The following is a 20,524-nucleotide window of genomic DNA, read 5'->3' on the forward strand; positions in this document are numbered from 1 at the left end:
TCAGGCATCCTCCGTGCCGATCGCGGACCAGGTTGTCAGTGCACCCTGCACGGCACGCACTGCGGCGTCCCCTGCCGTCGAGATCCGGTTCTTCGCTTCCGGAAGCTTGACCGACAGCCAGCGGTCCGCCGCTGTCAGGAACTCGAGGATGACCCCCAAGGACGGGCCGCGGTCCACCGCAGCCACCCTGAGAGCCGAGGCGTACCGCTTGTCATCGGTCATGGTGGCGTCCTCCAAGCGAACAAGGTCGTTCGCGAGCACACCTACCGCGCGCCAATCCACTTCCTGCGCCTTTCTGATCAAGTCACGCAGGCGTGAGTCCTCCTCGCGACTCGTGGGACCAAGTCCCACCCGGGGCGCTTCGTCCAGCGCGACCCGGACCGCCTCCACGGTCTCCGGTCCGCTCGTCCGCTCCGGCAGGAAATCCCGGATTCGTTCGAGCATCGAGCGCAGGGCCGCGATCTGCGCAGTCACCCAAGCGTCGAGGTTGGAGAACCCGGTAACGCCCTGGAGCCAGTTCGGAGTCGTCTCCGGCCGCCACTGCCACTCCGAGACGGCCCGCTTGAGGAGGGGCAGCGCCCGGGCGGCGTCGATCATGCGGATCTCGCCGGTGCCCTGGGCGACTCCCAGGTTGCCGCGCAGAACCTGGACCATCTCGGGCCGTCCAGCTCGGTGCCGCTCCAATGACTCGTTCCACACAGCAGTCCGTGAATCGGAGTCAGTGCGGGTCCACTCGCGCCCTTCGTCGAAGACAACCGCAAGCAGGTCTGGTTCCCTCATGCCTGGCCACGCGCGGCCGGCGAGCACACCACCCAGCAGGGTGGCCCGCATGCCGGTGACCAGGTGGTCGTCGGAGATGTTGCCGTACCTCTGCACTGCGGCCGCAAAGTGCGATCCACCGGATTCGGCGATGGATGCCAGCCTCCGGAGGTCGACCGCGCGGGTGCGGCCAGCGTTCTGCAATCGCACCAGTCCCTGGAAGAACTGGCTCGTCACGGCTTTGCGCTCGAATCGGATCGGCGCGGACTCGCCGATCTTCTCGCCGTAGGCGTCCTCGATCGAGACCGTTCTCGAACCGGTGGGCCAGGCCTTCCCGATCGGCGTCTTAGTCCATTCGCGCATCAGCGGGTCGATCCACAGGAATCTCCGTTGAACCGCCTCGATGATGATCTTCCGCAGGTCGTTGGCGACCCTCTGGTCCAACTGTTCACCACGACCGGCCCAGAGTTCGATCGCGTCAATCTTCCACTGCCACTTCGGCGACAGGGGCGGCCCCGGATTGACTGCTGGGCCTCTGGTGACGGGCCCACCGGACCCCGGCGGCTTCTCCGGATCGGGCTGACCGGGATTCGGCGTCACCGTGGTGATGGGGCGCAACCGGAACGTTCGCAGGAGGCCGGCGTCCATCCGCTGGAGACTGGAAGGCGCGTTCCCCCAGAACTCCAGGACGAACTTGTACCGATCGACGTCGGACTCGTCCTCCGTCTCGATCACGCTCGACACCTCGGTGGCGAGGGCTGCATCCTCCATTGCCCGGGGGAATCGCAGACGTGCGCTCTCGTCCGGGAAGGTCCCTCCCTCGATGGACCGCGCGTGCTCGATCAGAACTGGCCTGACGACCTTGCCCAACACCGTGCGGGGGACGAACGAGTTCGGTTTGTCCGCCGTGGAGTGGACCATGCGAACCAGGGCGGATTGGTTGAACGGGTAGAGACCGTAACCTTCAGGGGACGTGCCGAACCGTTCGTGGCACTCGACGCTGTACGCGCAGGTGTCGCACCGGTTCTTCGTCAATTCCTGTTCCCCGAGGTCCTGCGTCGTGCCGTCGATGCGGGCCACGTTGAGGTAGCGGCCCGTGAAGGAAGCGATCTGCGCAGCCTCGTCCTCACTCCTGCCGAAGGTCACGTCCAGCCGGAAGACGTGCCCACCGCTGGCGGCGCCGATCCGCGTCAAGGCGGTCTCAGGCAGCAGGTCGGTGAAGTAACCAGTGGTAACGGCCATGAGCGTCCTGATCGGCGCCAGGCGCACCTCGCCCTCGCGCACGGCAGGCTCCGTGAGCGCGTCGAGCAGTTCCCCCTGCACGCCCTGGATCAAGGCGAAATCTTCGATGAGCAGGAGGATCTCCCGCCCTTGGGTCGCGTAGACCTTGCGGACCTTGAGGAACGCATCGGTGAGGCGGCCCGCCGCCAGGTTCGCCGCGGACCGCAGCGCCGCCTCCAAGTGGCTGTTCAGCAACCCGATAGCGGCATCCTTCAAGCCGGGCATCGTGTTGATCATTCCGACCAACCTCTTCGACTTAGCGGCCGCCGAGTTCACGTCTTTGACCTTCAGGGGAAGATCCTCGGCCGTGAAACCCCGGGAACGTTCGGAGGACTCGCTCCCGCGATCACGGAGCAATTGTTCCGCAAGTTGCGCGATGAACCCCTTGGGTTGCAACAGGTAGCCCTGGAACAGGGGGTCCTGCAGGAGCAACGCCAATCCGTTGGGCCCGACAAGCCCACGCTCCAGAGCAGGAAGCCCGGCGGGTTTGGTGTTGGCCAACGCCTCGTTGAGCGAGTTGACAATCTTTCGGGCAAGCGCGGCAGGATCGATCTGCACGCTGAACGACGACACCTCTCGCTTCAGGCTGTCGAGGGAGGTGTCCTCGACATCCGAAAGCAAAGCTGTGACGACCGCCTTCAGACTTGTCTGCGTCTTCTCCAGGTAGATGACCTTCTGGTTTGTTGCGGGCTTCAGGTGTTCGCGCACCCAACGAACCAAGTGCGACTTGCCTGAACCCGACTCGCCGACCAGTGGCATCATCAACGCACCGCTGTCCGCCTTTCGGTTCGTGAACTCTTCCAGCACCACATGCTCGTCGACGAAGTCCCCTGACTCCACCAGGCCGCGTTGGACGAGCCGCGCGCGACTGATCCGCAGCGGGGTGTGCGTGGCGAGGAACAGCGACGACGACGGGATCACCGCCTCGGTGCTGATGCGCGAGGCGGCGGAATCGGGAGTCCAGCACAGATAGCCCGCCAGGTCACCCACGAGAAGCCTCCAGAACGGTGATCGAACTGAACGTCCGGGGATAGCCGGGCTGGTCTGGGTCGTCGAGGTACAGAAGCGATCGCGCGTCGTCGTCCTGCTCCAATCGCAACCACTTCTCGTCGTGCCCACGCAACAGCGCGAATGACAGGGCTTGCCCCGCGTGGTTGGCCCCAGGGAACTCCAAGCCCACCGACGTCGAGTAGGAGCCGCCGGAAAGCACGGGCAATGCACCGCGCAGTTCCCTCAACACGACGTCTGGTTCCAGAGACTCCCCGGGCTTCCAGCGGGACAGCACGGTCCGGCGCACGGCAGCGGTGCAGTCGGGAGCGAGCCTGGCCGCAGTCGAACCGTCGGCGGCATTGGTCAGCGCCGGTGTGCAGAAGCCGAGGACACTGGCCCACGAGCAAAAGGGATTCCACCGAGTGTCGTTGATGATAGGTGCTCCCAACTCGGCTTTGATGGCGTTGATCTGGCGACGTTGCACCTCCGACCACCCCAACGCCTCGGTTGTGGGATCGATCGTCAAGAACCAGCACAGGGCTCGAACCAGATCACGAGGACCGGACTGCCCTGCGTCCTCACCGACACCGGTGTTGTTCTCCGGGGCGAGGATCGCCTTGCACAGTGCGTCGACGATGCTGTCGTGCCTTGGCGTCACCTCGACAGCCAGATCCAGCTCGCCGTTCTCACGGTTGACCACTCCGAGCGACACCAGAGTGGAGAGCGAGGAATCGACGACCTTCTGACCGCTGATTCCCGGCGGGCAGAGCAGTGCTCGCGCTTGGTCCTCATCGATGGGCTTGCCAACGTGGGCAAGAAGCCTCAGCACCGCGATGAGGTACTGGGGCAGTGGGTCACCAACGTTCAACAGGCTCACTTCACAGAGCCCTTCCTGCTACTTCGACCGGGATAGCGGCCGGATGGATGTCACTGAACGGGCCCGGTTTGTCGGGATGGGGAAAGTCGCGGGGGTGGATCAGGTAGGTGGTGGCCGGCCCGTCGAGGCGTGCTTCCACCAAGGGATCCCAGTCTCCACCGCCGTCGGTCACCCAGATGACAGGGATGTCACCTGCCATCAGGAGCAGTTCGTCGGCGTCGAGGATCACGGGGTGTGGGAGTGCCATCCGCTGGATGTCGGCCACCTCGTCATCTGTGAGTCCTGGACCCCCCACAACGGCCATTCCCCGCTTGCACAACTCGCTCACCAGGCCGGGAACGAGGTTCTTGCGTTCGGCTTCACCGTTCCACCAGATGCCGAGCAGCGGTGTTTCCGCCGAGCGGAACCCGGAGAGAGGGTCGTCCGCTGCAGTCAGAGGCCAGGCAATGCCCGGGAAAGGCTCCCACGGGGTGCGGTAGAAGCCGGCATCCGGAGGACCGCCGCGCCGGCAATGCGGACACCCCCGACAGGCCGCCGCAGTGCTGAGTTCGGTCCCGCGGTACGCCGTCGTGTAGTAGTCCGCCAACTCCTCGCCCATGCAGCGATCACCGGACATGGCCTTCCGCAAGCGCTGCAGTGCGGCCCACTGACCTTTCATGATCGCTTGACGGACCTTCTCGATCCGTTGGTCGAAGTGCGCGCGGTCGTTGGTCTGTCCGTGGATCGAGACCCGTGCGCGCGTGGCGAGTTCCGTGAAGTGCTCCCGCACGCGGGTCTCCCACTGATCGTCCCCCTCGTTCGCATCGCGAGAGAGGCGGGTAGGCGGGTGGAGTTCGATCAGCCCCGCACGGACCATCAGGTTGAGTGTCCGCACGTTCCACATGCGGTTCTTCTCCCCGGTCTCGGGAACATTGGGTGGGCGACTGTCGAGGTCAAGGTCGAAGACCACCTGACCGTCGTCGTGCCTGCACTGGCGGAACATCGCGTCCCACCGGTTCCACGCCTTGGTCGGGCCAATGATCTTCTGGGAGTTCAACGTCCTCGCAATCGGTTCGTCGCGCCCAGCAGTGGCCATGTAGGCAATCGACGGTCTCCCGTCTCGCCCTCCTCTGCCGACCTCCTGGTAATAGCGGTCCACCGTCTCCGGTAGGCACGCGTGCACCACGGTCCGCACATCAGGGAGGTCGATTCCCAAGCCGAAGGCCGAAGTGCCCACTACCACGTCGAACCTGGTGGGGCAGGTGCCGGTGGCTGTCTTCCCGCCCCAACCCTCCAAAGCGTCACGCCGCTCTTCGACGCCTGAGTCGCTGGTGACGGAGGTGATCCGGGAGAAGCCCGCCGACCGCAACCTGTGGACCCAATCGTGCGCGTCTTCGATCTTGGAGACGTAAATGGCCAGGGGGCGTGGGAGCCTCGTCACGGCCGTCAGCACCGCCGCGTCCCGATCGGCGATCTCGCCGAACCGGTCGACATAAAGGCCGGGTTCGGTACGGATTTGAGCGGCCCAGACGACACTGGTCCCGCCCGAACCCCCGAAGAGTTGGGTGATCGTCTCCAGTTGCAGCCCGGTGAGCGTGGCACTCAGCGCCACCAGCCGCGGAGCTGAGCCCTCCGGGGCGTTGAGCCGCCAGGTGCGCAACTGGCTCGCGATGGTCTGGAACTCGGGCCTGAAGTTGTTGCCCCACTGCTCGACCAAGTGCGCCTCGTCGACCACCAGTGTCCGGAACTTACCCGCCTCGGCAGCGGCCTCGAGGTGTCGCGCGAGGCCGGTGGCGACCGCTTCCGGCGAGGTGAACAGCACCCGCTGGCGTCCGGCGCGGATGTTCTCGATGATCCGCTGCTTGTCGTCCGGGCTCAATCCACCGGTGTACGCGCAGGACTCCGTCGTGCCGGCCATCTGCTGCACGCGTCGTTCCAAGTCGATGGCCAACACGACCGTCGGCACGACGACCAGCGTCAGCCCGGGACGCCGCCCCAGCAGCGCGGCAGCTAGCACGGTTTCCGTCTTACCGTGTCCGGTGGGCAGGCAGACCACGGTCGTGCTCCCGGGCGGCGCCAACAGCACCGACCGCGCCGCCTGCTGCTGCCCCGGGGACCGGTAATGCGTGTACTCCGGCCCTAGCGCGGCCGTCCAGAAGGGATCGGCCGGGGGGCCGTTCAGGATTCGCCGTGCTTCTGACCGGAGTCCCCGGTAGACCTCGCGCAGATCGTCAAGAGCGGCGTTCCGTGCCTCCTCCGCCGACTTCTCGGGTTCCGGCGCCCATTCCTCCGCCCAGACCCGCAATTCGTCGCCGGGATCGGACAGTACGCTGCACCCCGCCCGCTCCCATTCGCGCTTGCCCGGCAACCGTTCATCGAGGGGCACGGTGAGCGGAGACGCATTGCCTCCTGCTGCGGCCTCCAGCAGGACCTGGCGGGCAAGTACGACCACATCCAGGCGCCCCGCGGAGCCATCGGCGACACCTCTGAGGGCATCGGCCAACCGGCGGGACGTCCCGCTGAACTCCGCCGAGTCCAAGAGGCTCGGCCACTCGCGGAGCATCCGCTGCGCGGCGTACCAACTGTCATCGGGCACGGAGTGCTCCCGGAACGCGTACCAAGCACACCGCCGCAATCAGTCGGATCGCGGGATTCGACAGGCCGTCGACGAGCGCGGTCGTGACGGCGGCGTCGACGAGGTAGCTCTCCAAATCACCTACAAGGTGACCGGCTGCGCTGCGTGCCCGTGCTTGGGCCTGGGCGATGGCCACCCGCTGCTCGGCAGCGGCCCGCGCTTCGTCGCAGAGCCTTCGCAAGTCGGTCACAGCCGCCATGTGCTCGCGGCTCGATTCCTCCGCGGCCGCTGTAGCGGCCTGGTACTCGTCCGGACCGCCGAAAGTGTCGAACAGCTCGCGCAACCGTTCACCGCTGTAGTTGCGGTCCCGCAGCCCATCCTTGTCGTACGGCTTATCCAACCACTGTCGTTGGGCGTCGGCGACGACCGGTTCGCCGCTGAACGCGTGGATCCAGACCCGGACCGTGAATGGGGTGAGCACCCGATCCGCCTGGCGGCGCAGAGCCTGCTCCACCTGGGTGTGTTCGCCTACCAGCGCGGTGGCAGGTGCAATGTCCGCCTCCACGAGGTAGTCGAAGCCGAAGTACGGATCAGCGCCGTCCCGCAGGTGGACGTCCGGCCTGCTGAACGCCGTCGCCTGTCCCCGGTCATCGCCCCACGCCCAGTTCGCGAGGGCATCCGTCAACGGATTGCCAGAGCGGAAGAGGCGCGTACCGGGCTGCTTGAGGGCGACGGACCTGTTGAACACCCCCTCGACGCTCGACGGGTTCAACTGGAACACCGTCCGTTGCCAATGGCGCGGATCGACGAGCGGTCGAGAACCGGGCAGATCGAATACTTGCGTGGCCCTGCCGGGGCGGCGGCGAAGTCGGATACCACCGTCGGTCTCGGACGTGAACCCGGACACCGCCGTGTCCCACACCCGCCACTCCGTCTCGAACCGGTTCAACCCGAGGGCGACGCTCGTCTCCTGGGCCGCGGATTGGTGGATGGATTCGAGCAGGTCCATCTTCTCGATCTCCTCGCGTGCCTCGGCGAGTGCCGAACGCACCGCCCCTGTTCGGGTGTGGAGCCCCGCAGGACCTCGCCTCAGCCCGTGTGCCCAGGCGTCACCGGTGCTCTCGGCGATAGCGTCCTGGAGGGTGGACACCGACTCCCGGAACAGTCCGTATCCGTCGACCAGCAACTCGACCCACGCGTCACCGAAGGTCGCTTCCCCCTGTGCGGAGGTCAGGCGGTACTGGTCGGCGGGGCGGGAGTGGCGAACAGCGTCCACGCTCCGGTAGCGGTCGAGCCTGCCCAGTCGCTGTTCGAGCTGGTTCGGAGACCAAGGCACCCTCAGGTGGAAAGCGGCTTCGGCGACTTGGAGGTTCAGCCCGTCCTCGCCGGAACCGTCCACGACGAGGATGCGGGCGGGGCTCCGGGACTCCAGCGGGGCTGCCCACGCGCGCACCGCCTCGTGGGCTTCTTCCGAGCTCACGCGATCCGTGTGCTCGCCCACCACGATCTTCGGAAAGCGCTTGCGCAGGTGATCCGCGAACAGCGGGCCGAGTTGCCCGGGACCGCAGAACACGACCGTTCGCCGATACTTGCGCAGTACGTCCAACAAGGCCTCAGAAAGGCAGGAGAGTGCGGATTTCCGCAACTCGTCGGAGTACCACTCTTCGAGGTCCGCGAGCAACTGCGACTCGAAAGGCAGGACGGGAACCGCATGGATAGTGCGCTCCTCTTCGGAGGATAGAAGAGCGCGGCCCGCCGCGCGCCGGTCACCCCGGATCCTCCAACGCAAAGTGTCCAGGAGGTCGTCCAAGATGATTCCGCTGCGCGAGACCAAGATTCCCAGAACAGCGCCGCACTCCTCGTTTCCGATAGCGGCATCGGTCTCCGCCAGGCGATCCACCACCTGATAGCACCAGTCGAGGACGGCGTTTTCTGCGGTGTCGTGTACCTCTGAATCGAACTCAAGCGCGGTGGGCGCCTGCCTTCCTCGGACCTCATAACTGAGGAACTCCGCATCCGATCTTTCTTCCAGCACGTTCGCTCGCCGATGCCGGACGACCCTCCGGTGCAGTCGGTAGGTCTCGCTCACGTGAGCGCGGAGTTCCTCGACCCGTGTCTCCAATTCCGATTCCGCGACGCCCTCGCACAACTCGTAGTTCTCGTCGATCAGTTCGAGGACCCGACCACCCAACTCCTCGAACTGAGGGTCGGACACCTCCAGAACGTCACGAATTTGATCGATTGACGTAGCCAGGTAGACGGGGTATTGGGCGTCGAGGGAGTAGACACCATCGGCCAGTTCGCGCCTCCGCTCGTACATCTTCTTGAAGCGGCCCACCTCGTCCCAGGGATAGAGCTTCGGGTCCAGCAAGTGGAGCAGGCCCAAGTGCGTCCTGTAGTGGGAGGTCGTCGGAGTCGCCGAGATGAGAAGCAACTTCTCTACAGAGTGCGCCAGGCTCCGCAGTTCGGGGTAAGCGCCTTCGGACGGGGTCTCCACCTGGGTCAGGCGGTGGGCTTCATCAACAACGAGCAGGTCCCAACCGAGGTGCTCTGCCCAGGCCTCGGGGTCCTCGTGCGAGCGGAACTTGACCGATGCCTCGCGGAAGTCGTCGATAAAGAACTTGGACAGGAGTTCTTCGGCCCACTGCCTGCGCAGACTGGCCGGCGTCAGCACGACGATGCGGGCACGCGGATTGTCGATCAACGTTTGCCGCACCACGTACCCGGCTTCGATGGTCTTGCCCAGGCCGACCTCGTCTGCCAAGAGGTAACGTTGCACAGGGTCGGACAGGACCGTGAATGCGGCATCCACTTGGTGGGGGTAGATCTCGACGGCCGAGGACAAAAAACTGGACGTGCTCGCGCTCACTCCGCGTTGGGCGATCAACCCGCCCAGGAACGGCAGCCGCGTATTGCGGAAGTAGCCGGATTCGTGAGCACCAACGCCGAGCACAGCAGCAGGATCCGTCCGAACGCCGTCCCACCTGATCCGCAACTGGGCCTGCGGAATGGGGAAGTCGAACCGATGGTTCGGAAACGCGATGAAGTACCTGGTGTCCGCTCGGCCGGTCACCCGGCCCGGCAGCCATCGACCGGTATCCGGATTACGCCAGTACACGCGGGTTTCAGGGTCGAGCGATGCGTGAACACAGTGAGTCGAAGGAGTCCATGCGGACATCGCTACCGGCGTTGCCACCGAGGCGAAGAAATCCACTCTCACCTGCGATCCCGCTACTTCACCGACAGTGCCGACGCCGGGACTGCCGGGATAAGTGACGAGGTCGCCAACAGCGAAGGATCGCTTCATCGGTCCATCCATTCATCCCGCGCGCTCAATGGGATTACCACCAACGCATAGAGAGCCTGCGACCTCACGTCGGCCAATAACAGGCGTCGGAGCATTCGACTACCATCAATGCTTGTGTGCCTCATGCTCCTCCTGCGCCGATGACCGTCCATCCGCCACCTCGTGACATGTTACCGAGCGTGACCGATGTCCACGGGTCGGAGCATGGTGGACTGCTGCACCCGCATGGAGACCATCGGCCGCCCAGGTGCTTGCGTTACGACTGGCTGCGGAGTTAGCAGGACGCCACGCATAGACGACGGCCCGCCTCGTGTGGCCAGAACGAAGCCCTTCGCACGTACTCAACTCACGCGAGGCTTCGATGGGAACTAGGCACCCAGTCGAGTGATGGTGCGACTTGTGTCCAGGGTGCCGTCACCCGAGGTGACAGTAGTCGAATGATGGCGATGCAGGTGATATCCGGCGGTCCGGCGCAAGTGGCTTGACGCTGACATTCAGGACCTTGCCCTGAGGCGCATACGGCGTGATCGGAGCACTTGCCTCGAGACTGGACCGCGAGTGCACCTTGGCAGTCGAGACCCCGTGGGGGCGGATGCCGGCCGTCAGGCCGGCAAGTTCGCTGCGGTGAAACGTGGCCGCCTCGAGCACTGCCGGACACCACACCGGCGAGGTGCAACAGAGTGCCCCCCAGACCGCGGTGGCGTTGATCCACTGGACATCATCGTGGACATGACCGAGCAAGGCATAGGGCTGTGACTACAGAGGCACGGCTTCACCGCAGCGACCGACCCTGTCGGCCTTCAACGAGACGCAACTCGCCGCGGTGTGGATCTGGCTGGACCACAACTATCCGGCGATCAAACACGAGCGAAAGCTGAGGGAGCGACGCTCTCGTGGATGGACCATTGCGAACTGGGATCGGACACCAGACTGCCCAGTCGATCCTGGGCATCGAAGGCACACGCCACCGTGCCGGTGACCGGCATAAGGCTGCGGGGTCACTGTCATGCCCACGGTCGCCCCGCAGGGAGACGAACTGCTCGGCGCCAACCTCAGCGCAACGTCAACGCCTCAGCCCCACATCGTCGGCTGACTCGTCCGCGAGACCCACCGCTTCCTCCTCCCCCGCCATCGCCGCCTGGGCGTCGTCCGCGCCTACCTCCGGACCCGCACATCCACTACGCCACCATGTAGGAAAACGAAAACATTCGATTCAATCGAACCCGATCTTCTTCCAACAAGCAATCAATAGGGACAGCAGTCTCAAGGGACGATTCACGTCCGATGACCGCGCAGTCCAACCGCTCGACTTGTCGCACTAAATTTGCACCGGGCTCACAGTGCCGGTCAGCGCTTCCGCTTGCGCAACAATTTCAAGAGGTAGGTGGTCAACTGACGGACATCGTTCGGCGTGTTCTGCAGGTTGTTCCATCGCCGTTCACCGTCACTGAACTTCCACGTACCGGATGTCCACGCCATGTGAGGACGCAGGCTTTCCAGGGTCTCCCGAAGCTTCACGGTCTTCACACCCTCGGCCGGCACGTCCTCCGTCAACGAATCCATCACGAATCCGAGCGATTGAATGCCGACACCATGAGTGAGGCGTGAACTGCGCGGAGGCTTGCTCCACTCGTCGGGGAACACCTCGCACACCACCGACCAAAAGCCGATCAAGTGGGTGAGCATTCGATCCACGTCACCAGTACCGTCGACGGGGTTGCGGTACTGGTAAAGCGCTCCCTCGAAGAGGCTGTGCTCGACCATCTTCAACACGCTGTTGTCCTTGATGTAGCCGTCGGGAGCGGTCGGCGACGCGATGATGCGGAAGAACGGGCTCTCCCGTTTGCCGTTCAATCGCGTCATCAACTGCGCCGGCAGGCGACGACGGACGTACGCGTCAGGCAGGTGGCCGGTGGTGTCGGGGAGCAACTCGTGGATGAGGCCCTTGGGCAACGCCCTCGTGGAGTTGACCAGGATGAACTGCGAGCGTTGTTCCTCTTCCGAGTCGGTGATGAAGCCTACGACCGCGACGGGGAACTCGGCGACGTCGGCATCACGGATCGCGGCGCTGCGCTGCTGACCGTCGACCAGCCACGCGGGCTTCTCGGCTTCGGACAGGCTCTCGTCCACCGGGATGACGAGCTCCCCCGGCACCGAGTAGTCGACCGTGTCCGAGGGGATCATCAAGGAGGGGGTGAACTGCACGCGCTCGTCGAAGGCGACGACGATCGCGTTCGGCAGCATCGCCCCGCCAGACTCGAGGTACTTGCGGATACCGCGGATGTGGCTGAGGACCTCCGGGCGCTGGTAGCCCTGCAACTGCTCGTCATCGTCACGGCGGATGCGCGACACCGCTGCGAAGCTGTGCAGCTTCTTGCCGTCGACGGCGAAGCAGTAGATCCGTCGACGCCCTTGCCGTACCTCAAGGGCCGGGAGTCGCAGGGTGTACCTGTCAGCCACTTTCTCTCCTAGTTGAGGGGACGATCTCGCCGCGAGCAGGTCGCGGGGCGACCTCGCGCATCTTGGCTTCCAGGACGGCCAGGTTGTGGAACCCACGCCGCTTGTTCCGCTCCGTGCCTCGGAAGATCACTATCTCGACACCGTGCTCCCTGCACAACGCACATGGGCAGGACTTCCAGGGGCGGGCCTCCAGCGTTCGGCGGTACTGGACCAGGTAGCTCTTCTTCTTCGCCTGGTTATCGCCCAGTACGAGCGCTTCGTAAGCAGCCAGCGCGGTGATGACGTGTTCGATGTCCACGACACCCTGGTCGTAGCCGCGCAGAGCGCTCAGGCACTCCCGTTCGGCGAGGATGGCGTCGCGTTGTGACACCGCTCCTGACAGGATGGCTCGCTTCAGGGCTGGATTGCCGTCGACCTGAGGGACGCGCAGGGCTGTGTAGGCGCCATCTGCGGTGTGGTAGTTGTTCCGGTCGTCCATGAACGACTGCCGGAACGCCGACGTGCTGTCGAAGCTGGTAACACCGAGCGCGGCAAAGCGCTCCATGCTCTCCACCCGAGTGATGCCGAGCAGGTGCAGTTGTGTGTCCGGACGCAGGATGGTCGAGATCGCCTCCAGACACGCCAGGATCTCGTGGGTCTTCAGCGGCACCATGCCACCAAGCGCGATCCTGCGGTACCCCATCTCCTGGAGGCGGGCCACGCTGTCTGCATAACTGGCCGGGCTCCACCCCTGCGCGGCACCGACTGGTTCGACCAGGCTGCTCCGTTCCTGCACCGCGGCGAGGAACTTCTCGGCCAGGTCGAGGGAGATGTGCCGCCGTTTCGCCCACGCGGGGTCCACGACGTCCTCGCCCGCCCCCGGGAGGTACCCGAAGATGACGTGGTCGATGCTGACGCCCGAGTCGAAGCCGCACTCGTCGTAGAAGTCGAGGACTTCCTCGACCGAGTACGGCGGGTACTCCTCGTCGGCGTAGTTGAAGGCACCGCAGTCGCCGAGGCTGGCGGTGTCGGAGGGCAGCCTGAAGAACTTGCGCACCCCCAGGCGGTAGAGCCTCGCGCGCTGAGGTGCGGCGTACTTGCCCGACCCCTTCACCGAGCCGTCGACGATCGCCTTGCTGACGAGGATGCCGTCATAGGGGGATGGTGTGACCACTTCATGGGCATACGCGTCGTCGCGTTGGCGGACCCTGGTGGGCAGGTACTCGTCGTTGATGAAGTCGTACGTCGGACTGACGAGGTCTTGACTGTCCGGGAAGTAGAATTTCATGACGCGTTCACCCGTGACTTCACGTAGACACGGATGATGAAGTTGGACAGGACGCTGATGTGCCGCGGGGTGTTCTGGAGCTCGTTCCAGGCGATGTTCAACTCACTCCACCGCCCCTTGGTCCAGTGACAGTGATCCGCGATCAAGGTCAGTTCCTTCTTCATCTGCTCGACGACATCGGCGGCTTCGAGGTCTACGTTCGGGACGATCTTGTCCATGAGCCGCCCCATGGCTCTGATCCCGACACCGTGCATCAGCCTGCTCTTGGTCGGCGGCAGACCCCAGGAATCGGGGAAGGTGTGCTGCACGGCGGTCCAGTAGGAGACCAGGATCTTGCGTATCGCACCCGTGTCGATGGTGCTGTTCGACAGGTTCCGGTAGAGGAACAAGATGCCCGCGGACGAGTTGAGGGACTCCTCGACCGCGGCGGTGAGGCTGTTGTCGGTGACGACGGCGGTACCGCGCTGTTCCGGGCTGGTCGACGGTCGCTTGATCAACCCTCGGAAGGGCGAGTCCGAATCCTGGTTGAGCATCGTGACCAGAGCGGACGGCAACTTGCGTGCGGACAGCTTTGCGGGCAGGGCCGTACCCACCTCGGGCAGCAGTTCCGACACGAGGTTGGCGGGCAGCGGTGACACCGTGTTGACCCGCAGGAACTGGTCGCGCTGGGTGGCGATGTCCTCGGCCACGAACCCGGCGACCGTCACCGGCAGACGGGTGCGCTTGGTCCGCGCGAGGGCCAGGCTCCGCTGCTGGCCGTCCACGATCCACGCCGGCCGGGGTTCGTCCGGGGTCTGCGGGAGCGGGATCTCGAGCGTGCCACTGGTGGCCAGGCCGTCGGTGGCTGAAGGACCTGGACTGGATCGGAAGCGAACGGAGTCGGGCAGAGCCATGATCAGCCCATTGGGGAACAGCACCTCGTCGCTGTCGAGGTACTCGAGGATCTGGTTCACGTGCTGCTTCTTCTCAGGGCGCTGGTAACCCAGGAGTCGGCCAGCGTCGTCTCGGGAAATCCGCGCCACGTCGGAGATCAACGCGACTTCCTCGGCGGCGAGGGTGAAGATGTACAAGGGGATCGTCGGGTGCTGGTGCACCTTCAACGCCCTGCGCTTGAGGTTCACCGCTCTCCCATCGTCTCGGAGTAGAGGTTGGCGAACCTCTTCTGCTCACAAGCCCTGCCGCTGTCCCTGAGCATCCGGTGCAACTTCGTGCGTGAGATGCCGTCGTGCGTGGCCGCCGACGCCCGGATGAAATCTTTGACCTCCGCGTCCGTCATCGGCGTGCGGTTGTAGGTCTCGCGGTGTGCCGAGCGCTTGACCCAGCGTGTCCACGACTCCGTCGTGGCGGGTGAGGCCAGCACACCATCCTCGCAGTGGGCCAGCCAGGAACCGGCCATCCGCGCGTTCAGCCCGGTGAGGGTACCGCCCAGCGCTTTGCGAAGCGATCCGTTGGCTCGTACGCGCTGCACACCCGGTATGTCCTCGCTCCCGCCGACGAGAAGTGTGTCACCACCCAGTTGACCGAGTTCGCGCAACTCAGTCGTCAGTACGCTCCCATAGACCTCGGACAGCACCAGGAGCACGGAGCCGCGAGATCCCAGGTCGGCAAGGGTCGAGGCGCCTATGCGCTCCTGGACGCCCTTCCACCACAGCCGCCGGTCGACACCGGTTGCTGCGACGCTGTCTTCGTGGCCCGCACTGAAGGTGGCAGCGTACGCCGGGAACGAGGCGGTGGTCGGCTGCAGGCCCAGCCCTGCGGACACGACCCACAACTGCGCCTGGAACCCCGCCCGGGTTGCCGCATCGACCACGGCGTGCGCTTGAAGCCAGTGCTCACCCTTGTACAGGCCGCTCAGAGGTGTGCGGTCCCCCTCGGCGCAGACCCGGTCCGTCCACGTTCCGAGTCGGCTACTCACCGTGCCCATCGGAAGGGAGCCCACGCGGAGAGCCGGAGACGGCGTGAGCATCTTACGGTCCGTGCAGGTCACTACCACGGATAGTTTCTTCACGCCTCGCCGGCTCCCTTGGACCCTAACTCGCTTCCAATGCGGTTTACTCTACATCCTAGTTACCCAGTTATGATCTTGACCCGCTGTTCATCAACTTGAAGGGGTGACGTCGATGGAACGACCGGCGATCGTACTGCTCAGCGGCGGTCTCGACTCGACGACGGTACTGGCCATAGCGAAGGACCAGGGTTTCACCCCGTACGCTCTCAGCTTCCGGTATGGGCAGCGCCACGTCGTCGAGTTGGCGGCGGCTCAACGGGTTGCCCAGGCGTTCGGGGCGGCCGGGCACAAGATCGTCGACATCGATCTACGAGCCTTCGGCGGTTCAGCGCTCACGTCGGACATCTCGGTGCCCAAGCACGACAACCTCGACGAGGTCGACGCGAGCAGCATTCCGGTGACCTACGTGCCGGCGCGCAACACCATCTTCCTGTCGTTCGCGCTGGCCTACGCCGAAGTCGCGGGTGCGACGGACATCTTCACCGGCGTGACCGCGGTCGACTACAGCGGTTACCCCGACTGCCGGCCGGAGTACATGGCCGCGTACGAGAAGATGGCCAACCTCGCCACCAAGGCCGGCGTCGAAGGGGAGACCCCGCTTCGCCTCCACTCACCGCTCATCGAGATGTCCAAGGCTGACATCATCCGCGAGGGCCTCCGCCTGGGGGTCGACTACTCGATCACCTCGAGCTGCTACGACCCCGACGAACAGGCACGGGCATGTGGTCGCTGTGACACCTGTCTGCTGCGGCTCAAGGGTTTCTCCGAAGCCGATGTCACCGATCCCGTGACGTACCGAAACGTGGACGCATGACCTACCTGATCAAGGAAATCTTCTACACCCTCCAGGGCGAGGGCAGCCACGCCGGTAGGCCGGCCGTTTTCTGCCGCTTCTCCCGATGCAACCTCTGGACCGGCCTCGAGAAAGATCGCTACCGGGCGATCTGCAAGTTCTGCGACACGGATTTCGTCGGTACCGACGGCACGGGAGGTGGGCGGTTCACCACTCCCGACGACCTCGCCGACGCAGTCGCAGCGGCATGGCCATCAGAGGCCAAGGACAATCGCTTCGTGGTGTGCACAGGAGGGGAACCGCTGCTGCAGTTGGACGCAGCGGCGGTCGATGCCCTGCACCACCGCGGGTTCGAGGTCGCCGTGGAGACGAACGGCACCCGCATTCCGCCCGCAGGAGTGGACTGGCTCTGCGTCAGCCCGAAGATCGGTGCCGACCTGGTGGTGACCTCCGGTGATGAGTTGAAGTTGGTCTATCCCCAGGCAGGTGGCGACCCTGCGCAGTTCGAACACCTCGACTTCCGCTCGTTCCGCCTCCAGCCTCTCGACGACCAAGAGCGGGAGAGTCACACCGAGGCAGCGGTGGAGTACTGCATGAAGAACCCGCGCTGGTCGCTGTCCCTGCAGACGCACAAGTACCTGGGAATCCGCTGATGGAGATCTTCCGAGAGTTCACCTTCGAGGCCGCTCACCGGCTTCCCGAGGTGCCGGAGGGGCACAAGTGCGCTCGCCTCCACGGCCACTCCTACCGCGTGACGGTGCACGTGGAGGGACCCGTCGACCAACATGCCGGCTGGATCATGGACTTCGGCGACGTGAAGGCCGCGTTCAAGCCCCTCGAGGAGCAACTCGATCACCACTACCTCAACGAGGTCGAGGGGTTGGAGAACCCCACCAGCGAGAACCTGGCCGTGTGGATCTGGGACCGCCTGGTACCGCGGTTGCCCGAGGTGTCCGCTGTGACGGTCCGGGAGACCTGCACTTCCGGGTGCACTTATCGAGGACGGTGACGTGCACGACATCCAGGCGGAAGTGGACCCTCGGGGTATCGCGGTAGACCAGGTCGGCATCGCCGGGTTGCGGTACCCGGTGGTGTTCGACGACGGTGTCACGAACCAGCGGAGCATCGCCGAAGTTTCGGTCACCGTCCAGTTGCAGGCGGACCGCCGCGGCACGCACATGAGTCGGATGGTCGCTCTCGTCCACGAACGCTTGCAGGCGTTCGACCCCCGAGACATGGCCCAGGTGCTGAAGGGCGGTGCGGCCGAGTTGGACGCGCCGGGTATTTCGGTGGTCCTCAGCATGCCGATCTCGGAAGTGACGTCGGCGCCGACGAGCGGGTTGGAGTCTGTGTCCGTCCACGACGTGGAGGTGACCGGCACTTGGCAGGACGGCACCTGCCTCGTGACCACAGCAGTGACGTCGGAGGTCACGAGTCTGTGCCCCTGCTCGAAGAGCATCTCCGACTACGGTGCCCACAACCAGCGCAGCAAGGTCACCTTGTCGGTCACGGGCAGTGGAGATCACCTGTATCCCATGCCGGTGTTGGACGCGGTCAAGATCATCCGCGACAGCGGGTCGGCTCCGGTGGTTCCGCTGGTCAAGCGTGTCGACGAGCGTACGCTCACGATGCAGGCCTACGACCACCCGGTGTTCGTCGAGGACATGGCGCGTGACATCTCGCTCACGTGCCGCGCCCGAGGGTTGGCCCACGCGGTTAGGGTGCGCAACCTCGAAAGCATCCACAGCCACGACGCGGTGGCTTTGATCACCGGGTGACGGCATACCCTCAAGCACCTCGCATGACTGGTTGAGCGCATAGCCATTCCAAAGCTCCCCGGTCCGCCTGCCTGAAAGAAGGATTTCGTGAAGAAGATCACTCCGGGCGGGGTGATTCTGCTCGGCGCGTACATCGCCACCATCCCCTTGGCGAACCTCGTCGTGACCCACTTCGGCGTTGTGCCAGTCGGGTTCGGCTTCCTCGCCCCAGCGGCCGTCTACTTCGCCGGTTTGGCTCTGGTCCTGCGGGACCTGGCACGTGAGAGCGTTGGTCGCAGAGCGGTCCTCGGCGCCATCGTGGTGGGCACCGTCCTGTCGTACCTCTTGGCCGACCCGGCACTCGCCACGGCGTCGGCCGTCGCGTTCATCGTGGCGGAACTCCTGGACTTCGCGGTGTACGAACCGCTGCGGAAGCGCGGACTCATCGTCGCCGTGGTCGGCTCGAACATCGTCGGCCTGCTGGCGGACAGCTTGATCTTCCTCAAGTTGGCCTTCGGTTCCTTCGAATTCCTGCCTGGGCAGATCATCGGCAAGGCGTGGATGACCGTCGCCGCTGTAGCTGTCCTGATGCTGCTCGGCCGCAAGAAGGCCTTGATCCACAGCAACGAGTGATCGCCTGTCTCGCTATGCCGACCGAAACGCGTCGCGGTCGGCCCAAGTCGACTCGTTGCATGAGGCCAGGACGTCGGTGTGGAGCCGTGTGGCTGGTGGTCGGTTTCGGGCGGCGGTGTGTGGGCGACGGTAGATCTCCCCCGCGTCCGACAGCAGAGAGTCTGTGATCATAGTCTGGAGAAGCTCACGTGCCCTCCCCCTAGTCATTCCGGGTAGACCCTGCGCAGCCCTTCACCGATGAACTTCTCTGCTCCCACGTACTGCTGCTGCGTCCGATGGACGCCGTCGATCGCAGTCTCGATGAAGTCCTGCACGGCTTGACCGGCGCGGGCGTAGACCTGATTTGACGAACTTCGTCACCGCCAGGATCACCTCGTCAACGGTCTCCTCGATGTTCTCGTGCAGGCCCACGGACTGCACCGTCATGCTGCCCTCAAGGCCAGCCTTGGCGCTGAAGTCCTGTAACCCCAACGCCTCCCCGCCGCTTTGAGACTGGCCTCTAACTGCTCGAACTCGCCCGGATCAAGTGCATATCCCTGACCAGGAGCCCCATCCCGTCACCCGCTGCGATCGACTTGTGTCGCAATGTAGCAGCAGCCACTGCCGACGCACCCGAAACGAACAAACGGCCGCCCGTGTCCACCACGCAGCAGGAAGCCGCCAAGGCGTCGCACCGGTGCTGGACATTGACTGCGGCCACGGCGATCGAAAAGTCCCCATGCAACTCCACCCGACCGGGACTAGTGAGAACTGGAGTACAGCTGACAACATTTCGTGCCGAGCACAACCATGCTCCAGATCGGCAGATCTGGTCCATAGTGGACGGGAAAAGCAAGATCGCCCGCCACCTGCATTGCCGCAGGTCAGCGGGCGAGTCCGGTCCTACATTAAGTTGTGGAACTGAGGGGACTCGAACCCTTGAACCTCACACTGCCAGCTCTGTTCCACAAGCACCCTGACCGGCGCAAACACCGAACCAGCACGCCAGCCGGCGTCGTTTACGGCCGTTCGAAGCCGTCGCACGTCGTTCAACTCTTCCGTCTGCTCCAGATCTGCTCCACACACCGCAGCGTGAACAGCGCCAACAGGTGCGGACCTCAACCTCCGAACACGCGGTCCCCACGCGCGGTGTGAAACTCGACCCGCACCGGAAGTGCCGCGGCCAACCTCTCAACCAACCGCTCACCCCGCTCGTGCCACGCCGCCGTCGTCGCCTCATCGGAGAAGCCCGAACTCTCCGGGTCGCTGCGGTTGTACACGGCCTGGAACTCGTCGTCCCACTCGTCGATCGCCTTCGTCAAGTCCACAGGCGCACCGAACTCGGCCACGAGTCGCTCGGCAGACCAGTTGTCGACGATCACCTCGTCCGCGGTACAGACCCAGAACGGAAAGCACTCCCACTCCGGCGCCACTCGGACCGAAATCAGTCGGCTCATTCTCCCCATCCTCGGTAGTTCGGATCCGCCTCCGCGCGCGGGTCACGTCGCGCGTCCTTGAACGGTGTGGTCGCACTGCGGATGTTGGCGCCGACGATGAAGCCGTTGTCGCCCACCGACACCGTGATGTAGTGCGTCTGGCCACCGTACTGAACCTCGAAGATCGGCCGTCCGGGCGGCTTGCCCTGGTAGTAGCCCGTGTACTTGCCTTCGGTGGCGGCTCGGTGCACGATCTCTGCGATCTTGTCCTCAGGGATCCCCGCGGCGGTGAACTCGGGACTTGACCCTGGATGTTGGACACCAGACACACTTGGATCCTGACGATCCGGGTGGACAGGAGTCCCGTTCAGATGGTGATGAAGCACTACCCGCCGGAGTTCCGGGCCGAGGCGGTCGCGCTCT

At 64.7% G+C, this 20,524-nt stretch carries 14 protein-coding genes and 1 pseudogene; 5 read left to right on the top strand and 10 right to left on the bottom strand.

Annotated elements, in window-relative coordinates:
- From dpdH to LNK82_RS07280, 8 genes are all read right to left on the bottom strand, one after another.
- A complete protein-coding gene (dpdH, locus tag LNK82_RS07245; protein WP_230566144.1) occupies positions 1 to 3,030 on the bottom strand; it encodes a protein DpdH in 3,030 nt (1,009 codons plus the stop codon).
- On the bottom strand, positions 3,023 to 3,907 hold the full coding sequence (dpdG, locus tag LNK82_RS07250) for a protein DpdG (protein WP_230566145.1): 885 nt from the start codon (positions 3,905 to 3,907) through the stop codon (positions 3,023 to 3,025). The genes dpdH and dpdG overlap by 8 nt, the downstream gene beginning before the upstream one ends.
- 1 nt (position 3,908) lies before the next feature.
- Positions 3,909 to 6,482: a protein DpdF gene (gene dpdF / locus LNK82_RS07255; protein WP_230566146.1), complete on the bottom strand. Its 2,574-nt coding sequence runs from the start codon at positions 6,480 to 6,482 to the stop codon at positions 3,909 to 3,911.
- A complete protein-coding gene (gene dpdE / locus LNK82_RS07260; RefSeq protein WP_230566147.1) occupies positions 6,472 to 9,768 on the bottom strand; it encodes a protein DpdE in 3,297 nt (1,098 codons plus the stop codon). The genes dpdF and dpdE overlap by 11 nt, the downstream gene beginning before the upstream one ends.
- A 1,347-nt stretch (positions 9,769 to 11,115) precedes the next feature.
- On the bottom strand, positions 11,116 to 12,228 hold the full coding sequence (gene dbpB / locus LNK82_RS07265) for a DGQHR domain-containing protein DpdB (RefSeq protein WP_230566148.1): 1,113 nt from the start codon (positions 12,226 to 12,228) through the stop codon (positions 11,116 to 11,118).
- Positions 12,221 to 13,495, bottom strand: a complete 1,275-nt coding sequence (gene dpdA, locus LNK82_RS07270; protein WP_230566149.1) for a tRNA-guanine transglycosylase DpdA — start codon at positions 13,493 to 13,495, stop codon at positions 12,221 to 12,223. The genes dbpB (LNK82_RS07265) and dpdA overlap by 8 nt, the downstream gene beginning before the upstream one ends.
- Complete coding sequence (dbpB, locus tag LNK82_RS07275; RefSeq protein ID WP_308257177.1) at positions 13,492 to 14,616, bottom strand: DGQHR domain-containing protein DpdB; 1,125 nt, start codon at positions 14,614 to 14,616, stop codon at positions 13,492 to 13,494. Before dbpB (LNK82_RS07275) ends, dpdA begins: the two co-directional genes overlap by 4 nt.
- Positions 14,613 to 15,410 carry a hypothetical protein gene (locus LNK82_RS07280; RefSeq protein ID WP_230566151.1) on the bottom strand — a complete coding sequence of 266 codons (798 nt, stop codon included), beginning with the start codon at positions 15,408 to 15,410 and terminating at the stop codon, positions 14,613 to 14,615. The genes dbpB (LNK82_RS07275) and LNK82_RS07280 overlap by 4 nt, the downstream gene beginning before the upstream one ends.
- A gap of 205 nt (positions 15,411 to 15,615) precedes the next feature.
- Here LNK82_RS07280 and queC point away from each other — a divergent pair, with 205 nt between their 5' ends.
- The 5 genes from queC (at position 15,616) to LNK82_RS47610 (ending at position 18,686) form a co-directional block, all read left to right on the top strand.
- Positions 15,616 to 16,317 carry a 7-cyano-7-deazaguanine synthase QueC gene (queC, locus tag LNK82_RS07285; protein WP_230566152.1) on the top strand — a complete coding sequence of 234 codons (702 nt, stop codon included), beginning with the start codon at positions 15,616 to 15,618 and terminating at the stop codon, positions 16,315 to 16,317.
- Positions 16,314 to 16,949: a 7-carboxy-7-deazaguanine synthase gene (gene queE / locus LNK82_RS07290; protein WP_230566153.1), complete on the top strand. Its 636-nt coding sequence runs from the start codon at positions 16,314 to 16,316 to the stop codon at positions 16,947 to 16,949. Before queC ends, queE begins: the two co-directional genes overlap by 4 nt.
- Entirely contained in the window at positions 16,949 to 17,305 is a 357-nt protein-coding gene (gene queD, locus LNK82_RS07295) for a 6-carboxytetrahydropterin synthase QueD (RefSeq protein ID WP_230566154.1), read from the top strand. The genes queE and queD overlap by 1 nt, the downstream gene beginning before the upstream one ends.
- A 1-nt stretch (position 17,306) precedes the next feature.
- Complete coding sequence (locus LNK82_RS07300) at positions 17,307 to 18,074, top strand: GTP cyclohydrolase I FolE2 (protein ID WP_230566155.1); 768 nt, start codon at positions 17,307 to 17,309, stop codon at positions 18,072 to 18,074.
- 87 nt (positions 18,075 to 18,161) lie between these two features.
- Complete coding sequence (locus LNK82_RS47610; RefSeq protein WP_230566156.1) at positions 18,162 to 18,686, top strand: VUT family protein; 525 nt, start codon at positions 18,162 to 18,164, stop codon at positions 18,684 to 18,686.
- Positions 18,687 to 19,783: 1,097 nt separating this feature from the next.
- On the opposite strand, the gene LNK82_RS07310 is transcribed toward LNK82_RS47610, so the two are convergent.
- Together LNK82_RS07310 and LNK82_RS07315 are read right to left on the bottom strand one after the other, a co-directional pair.
- Positions 19,784 to 20,122 carry an immunity protein CdiI family protein gene (locus LNK82_RS07310; RefSeq protein ID WP_230566157.1) on the bottom strand — a complete coding sequence of 113 codons (339 nt, stop codon included), beginning with the start codon at positions 20,120 to 20,122 and terminating at the stop codon, positions 19,784 to 19,786.
- Positions 20,119 to 20,524: pseudogene (locus LNK82_RS07315) on the bottom strand (hypothetical protein); the annotation flags it as partial. The gene LNK82_RS07310 and the pseudogene LNK82_RS07315, both read right to left, overlap by 4 nt.

Origin of the sequence: Saccharothrix luteola, assembly GCF_020859565.1 — a bacterium.
Lineage (GTDB): Bacteria > Actinomycetota > Actinomycetes > Mycobacteriales > Pseudonocardiaceae > Actinosynnema > Actinosynnema luteola.

Coding starts and splice junctions, on each gene's coding strand:
- dpdE (WP_230566147.1), bottom strand. CDS start 9,768: ATGAAGCGATCCTTCGCTGTTGGCGACCTCGTCACTTATCCCGGCAGT.
- dpdA (WP_230566149.1), bottom strand. CDS start 13,495: ATGAAATTCTACTTCCCGGACAGTCAAGACCTCGTCAGTCCGACGTAC.
- queC (WP_230566152.1), top strand. CDS start 15,616: ATGGAACGACCGGCGATCGTACTGCTCAGCGGCGGTCTCGACTCGACG.
- queE (WP_230566153.1), top strand. CDS start 16,314: ATGACCTACCTGATCAAGGAAATCTTCTACACCCTCCAGGGCGAGGGC.
- queD (WP_230566154.1), top strand. CDS start 16,949: ATGGAGATCTTCCGAGAGTTCACCTTCGAGGCCGCTCACCGGCTTCCC.
- LNK82_RS07310 (WP_230566157.1), bottom strand. CDS start 20,122: ATGAGCCGACTGATTTCGGTCCGAGTGGCGCCGGAGTGGGAGTGCTTT.